The 15214-nt window shown below is 59.9% G+C and carries 10 protein-coding genes; 6 read left to right on the top strand and 4 right to left on the bottom strand.

Annotated elements, in window-relative coordinates:
• Window positions 1-86: 86 nt before the first annotated feature.
• Window positions 87-908, top strand: a complete 822-nt coding sequence (locus tag IRZ24_RS00555; RefSeq protein ID WP_297159516.1) for a M55 family metallopeptidase — start codon at window positions 87-89, stop codon at window positions 906-908.
• Window positions 909-1130: 222 nt separating this feature from the next.
• Here IRZ24_RS00555 and IRZ24_RS00550 read toward each other — a convergent pair whose 3' ends face one another.
• The 3 genes from IRZ24_RS00550 to clpB all read right to left on the bottom strand — a co-directional run bounded on the left by IRZ24_RS00550 (window position 1131) and on the right by clpB (window position 7349).
• On the bottom strand, window positions 1131-2963 hold the full coding sequence (locus IRZ24_RS00550; RefSeq protein ID WP_297159514.1) for a methyl-accepting chemotaxis protein: 1833 nt from the start codon (window positions 2961-2963) through the stop codon (window positions 1131-1133).
• Between the two features lie 284 nt (window positions 2964-3247).
• Entirely contained in the window at window positions 3248-4636 is a 1389-nt protein-coding gene (locus IRZ24_RS00545; protein ID WP_297159511.1) for a response regulator transcription factor family protein, read from the bottom strand.
• 112 nt (window positions 4637-4748) lie between these two features.
• On the bottom strand, window positions 4749-7349 hold the full coding sequence (gene clpB, locus IRZ24_RS00540) for an ATP-dependent chaperone ClpB (RefSeq protein WP_297159508.1): 2601 nt from the start codon (window positions 7347-7349) through the stop codon (window positions 4749-4751).
• 279 nt (window positions 7350-7628) lie between these two features.
• Here clpB and scpB point away from each other — a divergent pair, with 279 nt between their 5' ends.
• Window positions 7629-8321, top strand: a complete 693-nt coding sequence (gene scpB / locus IRZ24_RS00535; RefSeq protein ID WP_297159505.1) for an SMC-Scp complex subunit ScpB — start codon at window positions 7629-7631, stop codon at window positions 8319-8321.
• 144 nt (window positions 8322-8465) lie between these two features.
• Window positions 8466-9380 carry a deoxyribonuclease IV gene (locus IRZ24_RS00530; RefSeq protein ID WP_297159504.1) on the top strand — a complete coding sequence of 305 codons (915 nt, stop codon included), beginning with the start codon at window positions 8466-8468 and terminating at the stop codon, window positions 9378-9380.
• Between the two features lie 198 nt (window positions 9381-9578).
• Here the strand turns inward: IRZ24_RS00530 and IRZ24_RS00525 are convergent, their stop codons facing one another.
• Entirely contained in the window at window positions 9579-10334 is a 756-nt protein-coding gene (locus IRZ24_RS00525) for a hypothetical protein (protein ID WP_297159501.1), read from the bottom strand.
• Window positions 10335-11438: 1104 nt separating this feature from the next.
• Between IRZ24_RS00525 and IRZ24_RS00520 the strand changes: the two genes are divergently transcribed.
• The 3 genes from IRZ24_RS00520 (at window position 11439) to IRZ24_RS00510 (ending at window position 15214) form a co-directional block, all read left to right on the top strand.
• Window positions 11439-12467, top strand: a complete 1029-nt coding sequence (locus IRZ24_RS00520; RefSeq protein WP_297159498.1) for a hypothetical protein — start codon at window positions 11439-11441, stop codon at window positions 12465-12467.
• A 187-nt stretch (window positions 12468-12654) separates the two neighbouring features.
• Entirely contained in the window at window positions 12655-14451 is a 1797-nt protein-coding gene (locus tag IRZ24_RS00515; protein ID WP_297159495.1) for a nickel-dependent hydrogenase large subunit, read from the top strand.
• 106 nt (window positions 14452-14557) lie between these two features.
• Complete coding sequence (locus IRZ24_RS00510; RefSeq protein ID WP_297159492.1) at window positions 14558-15214, top strand: NifU family protein; 657 nt, start codon at window positions 14558-14560, stop codon at window positions 15212-15214.

Raw genomic sequence — 15214 nt, 5'->3', positions numbered from 1 at the left:
AGATGGAGGAAGCCTATGCGCAAACAGCAAACCTATCGGAGAGTATATAAACGGCTCCAACATCGTCTGAGAGAGAGTTTTTCCTCATGCGTGTCGTGATTTTTTGTGATATGGAAGGAGTGGCCTGCATTGAGAGCTGGGAGCAGGTCACGGCAGGTCATCCGCTCTACGAAGAGGCACGCCAGCTTTATACCGAGGAGATCAATGCGGCGGTGCGCGGGGCGCGCGCTGCAGGCGCCGCAGAAATCACTGTAGTAGACTGCCACGGAGCTGGTGGGGCCTATAACTTCAGGAGCTTACTTCCCGAACGTTTGGAATCGGGGGCGCAATATGTCCTGGGCCACCCCTGGGCACGTTACATTGAAGCCTTCGAGCGTGGCTGTGACGCCATTCTGTTTGTGGGCGCCCATGCTATGGCCGGCACACCTGACGGAGTGCTCTGCCATACCGTCTCTTCTGAGTCATGGTACAATGCCTGGATCAATGAGACACGCGTTGGCGAGAGCGGCATCCTTGCCGCGATCGCTGGCTGCTGGGATGTGCCCGCCGTTTTTGTCTCGGGGGACGTAGCCACCTGTCGCGAAGTGACAGCACTACTCGGCCCGCAAGTAGTCACTGCCGAAGTCAAGCGCGGCCTGGGCCGCTTCTCTGCTGTTCATATGGCGCCACGTGACGCCCGCTCGCTAATCGAGATAGGCGTTGCGCGGGCACTCAGTACACGCAACTGGCCCAAGCCCTACAAGCCGACCACAACGCCAGTAACCTTTAAGGTTGAGCTAGCTACCCCTGATCGCGCGAGCGACTTTAAGGGCCGACAGGGAGTGGAAATTGTTGGGCCACGCATGGTGGTCTCAACGGCGGCCACCTTTTGGCAAGCCTGGGACCAGTTCTGGTATCGCCAGGTCTGACCGGGAAGGAGATGGCGCCTGAGCAGGGTGGCCCTCGTTCCTCAGCGCTGTCTGCGCTAGCCAGCGATTCAGGCGGGGTCAGGACCAGAGCCAGGCCTGCCCTCCTGACCCGCTGACACCATCTCCAGATGGGCGCTAACTGGCCCTCAATGCGGCTACAACGGGCTGGCCCGCTTCTCTATTGCGGTTCATAGCAGCCTCCAGACTGGCAGCAAGCCTGTCTCACAACTCTTCTTTCACCTTGAGGGGAGCCACACGTCGGCGCAGGCTCTCGGTCAAGCCTACCATCGCATCGACTGTCTGTTTACAGCGCTGCAAATGCTCATTAAGCTCCGCGCTCATGCGAGACATCTCCTCGACAGAGGCGATGGCCAACTGAGAGCTTTTGCTCTGACGCTCTGTATCGACATGGATCACATCGGCCAGATCGGCGATCTGCTCAGCCACCGTCAGGATGGCATCCAGCTCGATGCCCGTCTGCGTCACTAGATCGGTCTGAGTGATCACCTGCTGCGTATTACGTTCCACACTTTGAGAGATAGCCGTCGTCTCATGCTGCACTGTACGGATATGAGTAGCGACCTTGCGCGCTGCTTCAGCGCTGCGAACAGCCAGCGTGCGAATCTCCTGAGCGATCACGGCAAAGCCCTGACCGTACTCACTGGCGCGCACGGCTTCAATCGCCGCATTGAGCGCCAACAGATTCATACTGGCCGTCAAGTCAGTGATGGCTGTTACCGTCTCATTAATCTCCTGGCCGCTTTCGCTCAAGCGCTTCATAAGGCGCGCCGACTGCATGGTCGCCTCACGCACTTGACGAATGCCCTCCACGGCACGGTCAACAGTCTCCTGACCTTTAGCCGTCACATCCAGGGCCTCAGAGGTCATCTGCGTAAGCTTACCGGCATGTTCGCCTAGCTGGCGAATAAGACTGGTCAGCTGGTCAACTTCATGGGAGAGATGGTAGACCTGGCGCTCCTGTTGATCGGCATCGCGTACCAGCAGCTCAGTGCTGCGCTGCAGATTATGGGCCTGATCATCCAGAGTGCGCGCGCTTTTCTGAACCTCAGAGACAATGGCATGAAGCTGGTCGATTGAGGCATTTAGCAGCTCTGCCACCGGCTGTAGCGAGGCGTGCCGTGCCTGCAGACGAACCCGCAGATCGCCGCGGCTCAGCGGCTCCAGATCGGAGCGCAGAGCGGCGATGGCCTCCTGCAGAGCGCGATGCTCAGCCTCCTGTTGGGCGAAGACCTGGGCGTTATCGATCGCAATGGCTGCCTGGTTTGCAAAGAGTTCGAGCATCTCGATGCGCTCGAGTGTAGGGATCTGGCCATCCTCTGGCTCATCGAGGGAGATGAAGCCGACGAGCTGTTTCTTGCGCGGACTATAGAGCGGCACGATGAGCATATCGAGCGGATGCCAGCCACCGGGTCGATAGTCGCTGAGCGGCATATTGCCGACCAGAGTCACATCGGCAAACTCATGAATGTGCTCATGCGAAATAAAATAGCTCTGGCTGATGCGGAACTCTGGTCGCATCTGGCGCAGCATCTGCTCCACCCGCATCGGATGCTCAATGAGGCGGCGCTGATCCTCAGCAGAGATACCTGCAAAGGCCACAGCTTTCAGATACTCACTGTCCTCCTGCAGTAGCTTGATCACCGCGCTACGGAAGCCGGTACAAGCGGTAATTGAGGCCGCAATTTGCTGGAGCACCTCCTCAAGACCCAGCTCAGCGCGCAGCATGTTCCCCAGGCGGATCAGCTCCTTGACCTGGCGTGTATACAGCGCCTGTTCCTGAGTCGCAGGGCCAGTTGCACTGGACGCACTCGTGGAGCTTATGGCGGGCACCGTAGGTACTGCGGACTGAGGCCGTGAGGTGGAGCGCTCGCGCTCCGATGAGGTATTAAGCGGGGGGAACGTTGTCATAGCTGCCCTACTCCGTGCATGGTTAGTCTCGTGATGAACGCTCCGTTCCTGGCGTGTCGGCTCATTGCCGCTGCGCAGGCGTACACGCAGGGGAATAAACCAGTTCTGGTGTTTTCTCTCTGCCATGCCAGCATCGTAATCCTTTCCAGTGCGGCCCGCGCGGTCTGGCCTGGCGGCAAAAAGCGAGGCAGCCGGTTTTGCCTCCTGTGCTCCCGGTGGGCGAAAAGGACTCCCATGCCGCGCTAAAAAGTCGCCTCCAGTCTCAGGGTGAGGATAGCATATTCTCATGCAAGAGTACAAGGTGAATGGGAAGATGGTTTCGGTTGTCACTCTGGACAAGCCGGGTCCATCGCTCGATGGTAAGCAAAGATTACAACGGATACGTGCCGCTGCTTAGCCGCCAGCTTGTCCTATGCCTCAGTCGAGGTCAGAGCATCAGGCGAGAGCAGGCCCGCCTCTAAGGCTCGGCTCAGTGCCTCGGTACGCCCAGAAACGTGGAGCTTCTGATAAATATTGGCCAGGTGGAAGTTTACCGTTCTCTCGCTGACCTGCAGACGACGGGCGATTTCTTTATTGCGCAGACCGCGTGCCAACAGCCACAAGACTTGACGTTCACGCGCTGTCAGTGAGATTGTCGCTAGGGTGTCCTCGGTCGGTCGACTGAGGCGCGTAAGCAAGCGGGCCGCTAGTTGGCGTTGGACGATAGTTTCGCCCTGCGCGACCAGGCGGATTGCCTGGACCAGCTCATCGGGAGCCACTTCTCTGAGCAGATAACCGTCGGCCCCTGCCCGGAGAGCCGCTGCAAGCTGCTCGGGTTGATCGGAGGCGGCAAGTACAAGAATGCGGGTATCGGGGCTGAGCTGCTTCATCTGGCGCAGCGTGTCCATTGCTTGCTCATCGGGCCGCGGAAGATCAAAGATCACGACTTGCGGTCCAAGTTCGAGCGCCTCACCGGTGGCCTGGATACCATTGGTTGCCTCACCGATGACCTGCAGGTCGGCATAGCTCTCTAAAAGACGGCGCAGACCAGCGCGCATCACTGGCTGACCAGCTACCACCAGCAGGCGCAGGCGCTGCTGGGGTACTGACGTAGCCTGGGTGGGGCGCAAAGCGGGCAAGTGGGCACCAGGAAGGCGCTCGTAGGGCAGACTGGCGCTGATCTGATGACCCTGACCTGGCGCAGCGCTGATAGACAGCCTGCCCCCGGCGGCCCGTAGCTGCTGGTCTAGCGCCTCGAGCGTTTCTTGAGCAGCAAGAGGAGGAGCAAAAGGCGGCGCCGCCAGGTCCGTTTCCTCTTCAGCGCTTACTCCATCATCAGTGAGAGTCAATTGCAGGCCCTCGCGGCCATAGTGCAAGGCCAGGCGCACATGCTGGACAGAGCGATGACGGGCGACGATAGCGAGAGCAGCGCGCGTCAGACGGTAGAGCAGCACAGCGATCAGTGGGTCGAGCCGTCGTGTCTCACCTGTCACCTGAACCCGACTCGACACGCCAAGGGCCTCAGCACGCTCCTCCACTAGCCGTCCCAGAGCCTCCGTCAGTCTTTCCGTCTGGTGCTCCGGCGCCTCGCTAGCGGAGGCCTCGCCCGTCAGACGCAGCTCAGCTAGCAAAGCGGTCACCTCTTCCTCTACTAGCGCCAGGCCGTGGCTCACAGTAGATAACTGCTCGGAAGTCAGAGGCTTGCTCAAGAGCGTGCGCAAGGTGCGGAGCTGCACAGCGACCGCGCTTAGAGTATCAAGGAGGTCTGCGCTGTATTCAGGCTGAGGGACGTAAGCGCTCTCCGCCGGTAGTGATAGCATAGCAAGCACCCCCAAAATAGAGCAGGCCAGCCGTCCGTAGCCTGCTGCTAACGGTCCGGTCCGGCTGGCGCCGCCCAACCAAAGCCAGTAGCCAGCGGTGAGGCCTGCTGGCTCAGACCTGGGCTGTCGCTCGCACTGGCTCAATTACAATCTGGCCATTGCGGGCATCGATCTGCACCGTATCGCCCTCGCGGATTGTCCCGTCCAGCAAAGCGCGCGCCAGCCGGTTTTCGACCTCACGCTGGATCACCCGCTTGAGCGGGCGCGCTCCAAAATGCGGATCGTAACCCTCACTCGCCAGCAACTCGCGGGCCGCCTCGCTCACCTGCAAAGTGATATGGCGCTCAGCTAGGCGCGGGCGCAGGCGATTGATCTGAATATCCACGATCTCCTTGATCCGCTCGGGTGTCAGCGGATGGAAGATCACAATCTCATCGATGCGGTTAATAAACTCTGGGCGGAAGCCCTCCTCACGCAGGCGCTGCCGAACCTGGCGCTGTACCTCCTCCTCGTCGAGGCCCTCCAGCTCGGGCAGCCAGCTCGTGCCCACGTTGCTCGTCATAATAATGACCGTATTCTTAAAGTCCACGGTGCGGCCCTGGCCATCTGTCAAGCGACCGTCGTCGAGCAACTGCAGCAGCACATTAAAGACATCGGGCGCCGCCTTCTCGATCTCATCGAAGAGCACCACGCTGTAAGGATGACGACGCACGGCCTCCGTCAACTGGCCACCCTCTTCATAGCCCACATAGCCCGGTGGAGCACCGATCAGGCGCGAGACACTGTGCTTCTCCATGTACTCTGACATATCGATGCGCACCAGCGCCTGTTCATTATCGAAGAGGAACTCGGCCAGAGCGCGGGCCAGCTCTGTCTTACCGACGCCAGTCGGGCCCAGGAAGAGGAAGCTCGCCAACGGGCGATTGGGGTCCTGCAAGCCAGCGCGGGCGCGACGAATAGCATCCGAGACCGCGCGCAGGGCATGGTCCTGACCAACCACACGCTCGCGCAGGCGCTCCTCCATCTTCAACAGCTTCTGGACCTCGCCCTCCATCAACTTCGCGACCGGGATATGTGTCCACTTTGAGACAATCTCTGCGATATCCTCGGCGTCAACTTCCTCCTTCAACATACGCGCGCCCTGGATCTCGCTCAGCTTGCCCTCCATCTCGCGGATGCGGCGCTCCAATTCTGGAATGACTCCATAGCGCAAGCGTGCCTGCTCCTCCAGATTATACTCGCGCTCGGCCCGCTCCAGAGCCACCTGAGCCTCCTCCAGCTCTGTTTTCAGGCGGCGCAGCGTCTCCACCGGCTCGCGCTCGCGCTCCAGCGAGAGGCGCAGACTATGCAACTGCTCATTCAAATTCGCGATCTCCTGCTCCACTCGCTCGCGCCGCTCGCGGCTCGCCGGGTCCGTCTCCTTCTTGAGAGCCTCGTGCTCGACCTGGAGCTGACGGATGCGGCGCTCCAGGGCATCGATCTCACTTGGTGTACTATCCAGCTCCACGCGGCGCCGGCTGGCCGCTTCATCGATCAAATCGATAGCCTTGTCTGGCAAGAAGCGATCACTGATATAGCGCTTTGACAACATCGCCGCTGCCACGAGAGCGCTATCCTGAATGCGGACGCCGTGGTGAACCTCATAGCGCTGCTTCAGGCCGCGCAGGATACTGATCGTATCCTCGACCGACGGCTCCTCAACCATAATTGGCTGAAAGCGGCGCTCCAGAGCAGCATCTTTCTCGATATATTTACGATACTCATCGAGAGTCGTTGCGCCGATGCAGTGCAGCTCGCCGCGAGCCAGCAAGGGTTTCAGCATATTGGAAGCATCCATCGCTCCCTCAGCGGCGCCGGCCCCAACCAGCGTATGCAGCTCATCGATGAAGAGGATGATGCGCCCCTCCGAATTCTGGATCTCGCGCAGCACCGCCTTCAGACGCTCCTCGAACTCGCCGCGGTACTTCGCGCCCGCGATCAGAGCACCCAGATCGAGAGCGATGATCTGCTTATCCTTCAGTGTCTTCGGCACATCACCGCGTACAATGCGCTGGGCCAGGCCCTCGACAATCGCCGTCTTACCCACACCAGGATCGCCGATTAACACAGGGTTATTCTTCGTACGCCGGCTAAGGACCTGGATCACGCGGCGGATCTCCTCGTCGCGTCCGATCACCGGATCAAGCTTCCCCTGAGCTGCCAGAGCGGTCAAATTGCGCCCATACTTCTCCAGGGCCTGATACTTTCCTTCGGGATTCTCATCCGTCACACGTTGCGAGCCGCGAATTGCACTCAGCGCACGCAAAGTCGTATCGCGCGTCACGCCGGCGGCGCGGAAAGCCCGCTGAATCGTCTCGCCGCCGACCTCAAAAAGCGCCAGCAGTAAATGCTCTACACTGAGATATTCATCCTTGAAGCTACCCATCTGGCGCCAGGCCTCTTCCAGCACCCGCCGCAGTTGCGGCGAAAGACCTGGCTCGCTGCCACCATAGACGCGCGGCATGCGCTCCAACTCATTGCGCACCACGCGCCGCGCCGCCGCAAGATCGCCTCCGGCCTTCTGAATAATCTCGCTCGTGATGCCCCCCTGCTGCTCCAGCAGGGCATAGAGCAAATGCTCCGGTTCAATCTGGCTATGGTTGTAGCTACGCGCTAACTCTGACGCATCCGTGATGGCCTCGCGGGCCTTCTCGGTTAAGCGCTCTAACTTCATAGCTCTGTGGTCTCCCCCTGTCTGCAAACATCTTACCTTGTCTGTTACTATACCACATTGAGTGGCTCATTGCAAGAAGATTTGAGTGTAATCTTATCAAAGTTTTGGGGCGAGCGTCAAAAATGGCGGCTATCCTGGATAGGGAGGCTATGGTATAATGGCCGCACCGTCTCCATCCCCTCAGAGAGGGGGGAGCCGATCGAATTGCTCAAGTCAAGCAGTTGACTCACTCACTCACTCACCCATCACCATCCACTCACTATGCAGAGGCAGGACAAGGTGAGCGCGGAGGCGCCGAATAGTGCGACAGAAATAGCGACTCTGCCGCAGGCGTTACAGGGAGATGAGGCGCGCATCGCAGCGGCGATTGAAAGCCTGCTCTTCGTCGCAGGGCGCCCGCTGGAGCAGAATGAGCTGCGCAAGGTTCTGGGTATCAGCGAGGAGGAGCTGCAGGCGGGCCTGCACGCGTTGGCACGTGCTCTGGAAGAGCAGCGACGTGGGCTACGCTTGCAACGTCTGGGCAGCCAGGTGCAGCTAGTCACGGCGCCGGAGAATGCGCGCTATGTGGCGGCATTGCTCGGTCTGCCATTGACTGCCAAGCTGACGCCAGCCGCTCTGGAAACGCTGGCGGTCATTTGCTATCGGCAGCCGATTACGCGCGCGCAGATCGAGGCCATTCGTGGAGTCAACAGCGATCGAGCCCTGGCGAGCCTGATCCAACATGGACTAGTCGCTGAAGTGGGCCGAGCTCCGACGGTGGGTCACCCGGCACTCTTTGCAACCACCCCCGAGTTTCTGCAACAGTTTGGGCTAACCAGCCTGGATGAGCTACCTCACATTGATGGCCTGCCGGATGTGCAGCGCGCTGTTCAGGCTCTGCAAGAGCGGCTGCCCTTGGGCGAAGGCTCTGCGGCGCGGGGTGAACAACACGAGCCGAGGTCGGAGACCGAGAAGCGTACTCCTTCTAGCTAGCTAGTGGAGGAGCGGCACCCTGACTGCGGCGGCTAGGCTAGGAGCATAGGGTCCGTACCTGCCGGAGCCAGAGCACCGGATCAGGACGAGCTCCAGACTGAGTCGGCGCAGCAGAGACCTGGAAGCAGCAGAGGAAAGGGCAAGATGCGGATAGGACGACATATGCCTCTCAACGGCAGGCCACTGCGGGCACTAGAGATAGCCTGCTTCCTGGGCTGTGAGACAGTCCAGCTCTTTGCCAGCAATCCTACAGGCTGGAAGCCGCCAACTGCTGGAGAAGAAACGGCGCGCGAGTTTGCGCAGGCTGCGCGGGAGCGGGGCCTGGCTCCAGTAATTGTGCATGCTCCCTACCTGATCAACCTCGCCTCGCCGCGTGAGGAGATCTGGCAAGCCTCGATCAGGCTGCTCTCCTGGACGCTGGAGCGGGCGGCCCTGCTGGAAGCCTCCGATGTGGTAGTGCACATCGGCAGTCACCGCGGGGCGGGCCTTGAGCAAGGCATCGAGCGCCTGATCGAAGCCTTGCGGCTGGTACTCTCGAAGATGCCAGCCGGCGTACGCCTCTTGCTCGAAAATGATGTCGGGGCCGGCTATACCCTGGGGCAGCGCTTTGAGGAGCTAGCCTACGTGCTGACCCGCTTGCCAGAGGAAGAAGAGCGCTTGGGCATCTGTCTGGATACGGCCCATCTCTGGGGGGCTGGCTATGATATCGGCTCACCGGCAGGCGTGGAGGCCGTACTGCAGCGCTTTGCGGAGCTGGTAGGTCTCTCTCGGCTCAAGGTGCTTCATCTCAACGATAGTCGGCAGCCGCTCGGCAGTCATCGCGATGTGCATGCACGCATAGGCGAGGGGCTGATCCCGCTAGCCGGGCTGCGGGCACTGCTCAACGATGCTCGCCTGGCCACGCTGACAGTTGTGCTGGAGACACCCATTAAGCGCGACGAGCAAGACCGTGAAGATTGGGAACACGATCGGAGGCATCTGCAGTATGTCAAAAGCCTGTGCACTCCTGGCGGCAGCCTCTCCTCACCGCAACTGAGGCAGGAGCTGGCTGAAGGCTGAAGGAAAGAACGGGCACCGCTCAGGCTGCGGAGGCCTGAAGAGAGCGGCAAAGCCAAGAGCAGAGGACAGAGGCAAGATGAGCTGGCTCGTAGCAGAGCACGTGCCAGTGAAAGCCTGCTTCTGTCCTCTGACTCTGAATGAAATGAAGGGAAGATCCCAAAGGGCTACAGAGGCCACGGCTTGTGGCTGGCGCCCGGCTCAGAAACTGATGTGATCTGCGGCGGTAGCGGAACGGAACGTATTGCCATCGTTCAGCAATACAAGACGCTGCTCGCCAATATGGACGATCAGGTCTGGCCGACCGTCGCCGTTCACATCATGCACCTCGGCGGTAACTGGGACCAGGTCCTGATTGGAGCCAAAGAGCACTGGACCATTGTAGACGCGCGCGTTATTGCCGTCCCCACCAGGGAATTCAATGATCTCAACATGTCGATTGAGATTGATAAAAACAAAATGGGTGGGGTGGCTCGGGCTATCGTTGTGCCCGACCACGGCGTCCATCTGCCAAGTGCGTGGGCGCCCAAACTGGACATCCTCCTGATGGAGCTGCCACCAGGAGCCGAGGTAAGCCAGGCCCAGACCGAGCAGGGCAGTAAGCAGGAGGCCGAGAAGGAAGAGGCGCAAGGCCCAGAAACGAGCCGTACGCCGGGCCTTGATGCGTGTCGGAGCGAGCGCACGCAGACCCTCGGGTACCACCGCTTTGGAGGTCGTGCCATATTCCGGCCTCATCTGACTACTGGCGCGCCGCCGTTGGATGAAAACCGCCGACTGTGCGCCAGTGATACCGCTCAACGGGCCGGCCACATCCGCGCGTGCGGGTGGCAGGGGCTGATAGCGGCGTGTGCTGCTCGGCAGCCGCGGCGCAAGGTAGATGGCATCATCCTCCTCCTCCCCGGTGATGGCCTGCCTCTTTCTGGTCACCCCGGGCGGCTGACGAAGCTGTATCGTCATGGAGTACTTTCCCCTTTTTTGCCGGCCCATGTGGGCCTAGAATGCATGTTCTATATACTAAGGTGATCACGGCTCGTTTGTCAAGTCCCCCGGTATGAAAATCTTAGATGCCATTTGGGTGAAACAGCGTATAACAATGTGAGACAGATGCAACTGTGCTGCAACGCCAATGTCCGCCTTGCAAGGATTCCAGCTTGACTCTCATGATTTGTCTATGCTATAGTTGATTGTGTCTCGGGATGCTTGCCGGGCATGAACCTCAACAATTCTTCTGAAGAAGCGAAAGTCCATCCCTGAGCGGAAGTCTCTATCACAAGTCTCGTCAGAACAAGGAAACGCCCATTGCTTCAGGGAAGAGCTGGTCCTTGAATGTCGTGTTGTTAGCCTGTGCTGCGCCCAGGAGGAGAGACGACGGACCGGCTGAGGGCCTTCCGGCTGTGCTGCTTACATCGGAACCTCTTGCCTGCTCCTTTGCTTTGCTGTCTTCGTCGTTGTAGTGTCCGCCCTTCATTCTCGCTATCTGTAAGCTGGTCTGAAGCCAATCCGAGCTGAGTGTTCTCCGCGCCCAGCCTGGCTTTTGCCCTGGTGACCGGTGCTGCCTTTGGCTGCGCTTGCCTGGCTGCCTCAGAGGGCAGGGAGAGGCTGCGCCTGGCGCTCTCGAGGAAAGGGCTGCTTGTCCCTTCTGTCTGATGGTGGGTTGTAGGGAGGCGCGGCTGCAAGAGAGGATTTTCACCCAGAGGTCTGCTCAAGGTCAGTCAGTCAGCCGGGTCTTGTGAACTCGCAGCGCAGGAGAGTGCTTTGTGCCTCCGCCTCTCTCGGGGTGGGTGATCACTATGTGCTTGAGTGTCTGGCTGGCGAGGAGGCTCGTGATTTGGTGCTGCTCGCTATCCTCAATATAGGGACGAGGGATCGATCGCTTTCGTCGATGGGATGGATGCGGTCTGCTACAGTGAGCAAGGAAGTCCGGAAGGGGCTGCATCCTCAGACAGTAGAGGCTGTAGTGTGTGCGTGTGTCTGGTGTTGTTCATCCGAGAGCCAGTCAGTGAGCTGGCCTAGCTAGCTGCGAGCGCGCGTGAGTGCGCTCTTGTTGAAGGAGGCACCGCTATGACCAGGACGCGCGTGGAGGCGGTCCATATCGTCTGGATCACTGCGGGCCTGGGCTGTGATGGCGACTCGGTTTCCATTACTGCGGCCAGTCAGCCAAGCCTGGAAGATGTGATCCTGGGAGCCATTCCGGGACTTCCCCGTGTCTATTTGCACAATCCTGTCCTCGCCTATGAGTTGGGCGGTGACAGCTTTATGACCTGGTGGTACCAGGCTGAACGCGGCGAGCTTGATCCTTTTGTGCTGGTTGTTGAAGGCTCGATCCCCAACGAGCGTATCAAGCGAGAAGGCTATTGGGCCGCGCTGGGAACCGATCCGGCAACCGGTCAGCCGATCACAACCTGCGAGTGGATCGATCGTCTGGCGCCGAAAGCCTGGGCGGTGGTGGCCATCGGAACCTGTGCTACCTACGGCGGTATCCATGCGATGCAGGGTAACCCTACTGGAGCAATGGGCCTGGCTGACTACCTGGGCCATTCCTGGAAGTCGTGGGCCGGTATCCCTATTGTCAATGTTCCTGGCTGCCCTGTGCAACCGGATAACTTTATGGAGACGCTCCTCTACCTGCTCTACCAGGCGGTGGGTCTGGCGCCAATGATCCCCCTCGATGACCTCGGACGCCCCACTTGGCTCTTTGGCAAAACCGTTCATGAGGGTTGCGACCGCGGCAGTTACTATGAGCAGGGCGACTTTGCCACCGAGTATGGGGCCCCTCAGTGCCTGGTGAAACTCGGCTGCTGGGGTCCAGTCGTACAGTGCAATGTACCAAAGCGCGGTTGGATGGCCGGCATCGGCGGCTGTCCTAACGTGGGCGGGATCTGCATTGGTTGTACGATGCCTGGCTTCCCCGATAAGTTTATGCCCTTCATGGATGAGCCACCCGGCGCCAAGTTGTCAACTGGTATCGCTGGCGCCTACGGCGGTGCGATTCGTGCTCTGCGCAATATTACTAGGTCGACGCTCAATAAGGAACCTTCGTGGCGCCGTAAGGGCCAGGAGTTGGTAACCGGTTATCAGCCGCGCTGGTAGGGAAGAACAAGCGGAAATCCTCTGACAGGCAGCAGCGCCTTGCTCCTGCTGAGCCTCACTCTGTGCTCTGCAGTCTCTTCTTGCGTTGCTTGCTTGTCTGGGCGCTTGCTAATTGAGTGGAAGCGAGAAGAGTTTGGCCAGCCTCTCTCTGGCTCGCTTGTGCCTGTTCAGCAAAGGAGAGAGCACAATGACCACTGAGGTACGACGTCAGGCTGCCCCGGCTGAGCCTGGCCAGTTAATTGAAATGGCCTGGGACCCGATTACGCGCATTGTCGGCAGCTTGGGAATCTATACCAAGATTGATTTTAAGAAGCGACAGGTAGTAGAGTGCTACAGTACATCGTCGATCTTCCGCGGCTATAGCATCTTTCTGAGGGGCAAGGACCCGCGCGATGCGCATTTCATCACCAGCCGCATTTGTGGGATCTGCGGGGATAACCACGCTACCTGCTCGGTCTATGCGCAGAATATGGCCTATGGCGTGAAGCCGCCGGCTCTCGGCGAGTGGATTCTCAACCTCGGCGAGGCGGCGGAGTACATGTTTGACCACAACATCTTTCAGGAGAATCTGGTCGGGGTTGATTTCTGCGAGCAGATGGTGCGTGAGACCAATCCCGGGGTCTGGGAGCTGGCGCAGAAGACCGAGGCTCCACATGCTAAAGACCACGGCTATCGCACGATCGCCGATATTATGCGGGCGCTCAATCCCTTCACGGGCGAGTTCTATCGCGAGGCGCTGCAGATGAGTCGCCTGACGCGCGAGAAGTTCTGCTTGATGGAGGGGCGCCATGTGCATCCGTCGACGCTCTATCCCGGCGGCGTGGGCACGGTGGCGACGGTCCAGCTCTTCACCGATTATCTAGTGCGCCTGATGAAGTATGTGGAGTTCATGAAGAAGGTCGTCCCCTTACACGATGACCTCTTCGATTTCTTCTATCAGGCCCTGCCTGGCTATGAAAAGGTAGGCCAGCGGCGGGTTCTGCTGGGCTGCTGGGGCTCGTTCCAGGACCCTGACGTCTGCGATTACGATTATCGCACGATGGATAAGTGGGGGCGGGCGATGTTCGTGACACCGGGTGTGGTGGTCGATGGCGAGCTAGTGACAACCAGCCTGGTCGATATCAATCTGGGAATCCGCATTTTGCTGGGCAGCTCCTACTACGAGGATTGGGAGAACGAGCGCATCTTTGTCGATCGTGATCCGCTAGGCAATCCGGTTGATCGGCGCCATCCCTGGAACCAAACGACGATTCCCAAGCCGCAGAAGCGCGATTTCAAGGGAAAGTATAGCTGGGTGATGTCGCCGCGCTGGTACGATAAGCGCACGGGGCAGTATCTGGCGCTGGATACCGGCGGGGGGCCGCTGGCGCGCCTGTGGGTGACGGCGCTGGCTGGCCTGGTCGATCTGGGGGGCTACATTAAGGCCACCGGGCACAGTGTTAAGATCCGCTTGCCGAAGACGGCGCTGAAACCCGAGGTCGAGTTTGAGTGGAAGATTCCGAAGTGGAGCAATGCCCTGGAGCGCGATCGGGCCCGTTCGTACTTCCAGGCCTATGCGGCGGCGGTGGCCCTCTATTGCGTGGAGAAGGCGCTGGCGGAGATCCGGGCGGGTCGCACGAGGACCTGGAGCGATTTTACGGTGCCCAAGGAGGCGATCGGCTGCGGCTTCCATGAGGCCGTGCGCGGGGTGCTCTCGCATCATCTGGTGATCGAGAACGGTAAGATTGCCAACTATCACCCCTATCCGCCCACGCCCTGGAATGCCAGCGTGCGCGATATCTATGGGACGCCAGGCCCCTATGAGGATGCGGTTCAGAATACGCCGATCTTCGAGGAGAATGGCCCCGACAAGTTTAAGGGCATCGATATTATGCGCGCAGTGCGCAGCTTCGATCCGTGCCTCCCCTGTGGGGTCCATATGTATCTAGGCAGCGGCAAAGAGCTGCAAGTCGTGCATTCTCCGACCTTCGGGCGTGTGTCGTAAGGAAGATGGTGGCGTCGCAGCAAGGAGGGGTTGCGGTCTGTGAGCTGGGGCAGCCCATCGGCCTGCATTGCCGCCTGATGGGCTGCCGAATCAGGAGGAGAAGGCCATGAGCGGTGGTGCGCAGGAGCACCAGAGGCCCCAGGAGCCTCATCCTGCTCAAGAGATTGAGCGCCTGTTAGCCGAGATCGAACATCTCCCTGATCCCCATGCGCGTGCTTGCGCAGAGGAGCTGGTCCGGGCGCTGGTGGCGCTCTATGGCGCGGGATTACGTCGCATCGTGGAGCTGCTGACGGCTGTGGAGAGTGCACGTGCTTCGTCTCCTGGTGTCGAGTCGCGCCTGCTCGATCTGTTGATCAGTGATGAGTTGGTGGCCGGTTTGCTGCTCTTACATGATCTACATCCTGTCCCTCTTGAGGAGAGGGTCGAGCGGGCGCTCGAGGAAGTGCGGCCTGTGGTGCGGGGACATGGCGCTGAGCTGATGCTCCTGCGTGTAGCCGATGGCGTGGTCTCGCTGCGCTTGCGTGGGAGCTGTCGCGGCTGTCCCGCCTCAATGCAGTACCTGCGGCAGAGGATCGAAGAGGCGGTGTATCGTGTGGCTCCCGACCTGAGCGGATTGGAGATCGAGGAGGGTGATGAGGAGGCTAAGATGCCGGCGCGGGCTGGGACGCCAGTCCCGGTGGTCTTTATCCCGCGCCGGCGTGGTGGGGGATCTCCGGCTGTGGTAGGGACGCAGAAGCCGGGGACCAGCGCGAGAGGGGTGTGA

The sequence above is a fragment of the Thermogemmatispora sp. genome (assembly GCF_019683755.1).
GTDB lineage: Bacteria > Chloroflexota > Ktedonobacteria > Ktedonobacterales > Ktedonobacteraceae > Thermogemmatispora.
This window is presented reverse-complemented; position numbering and strand designations above follow the sequence as displayed.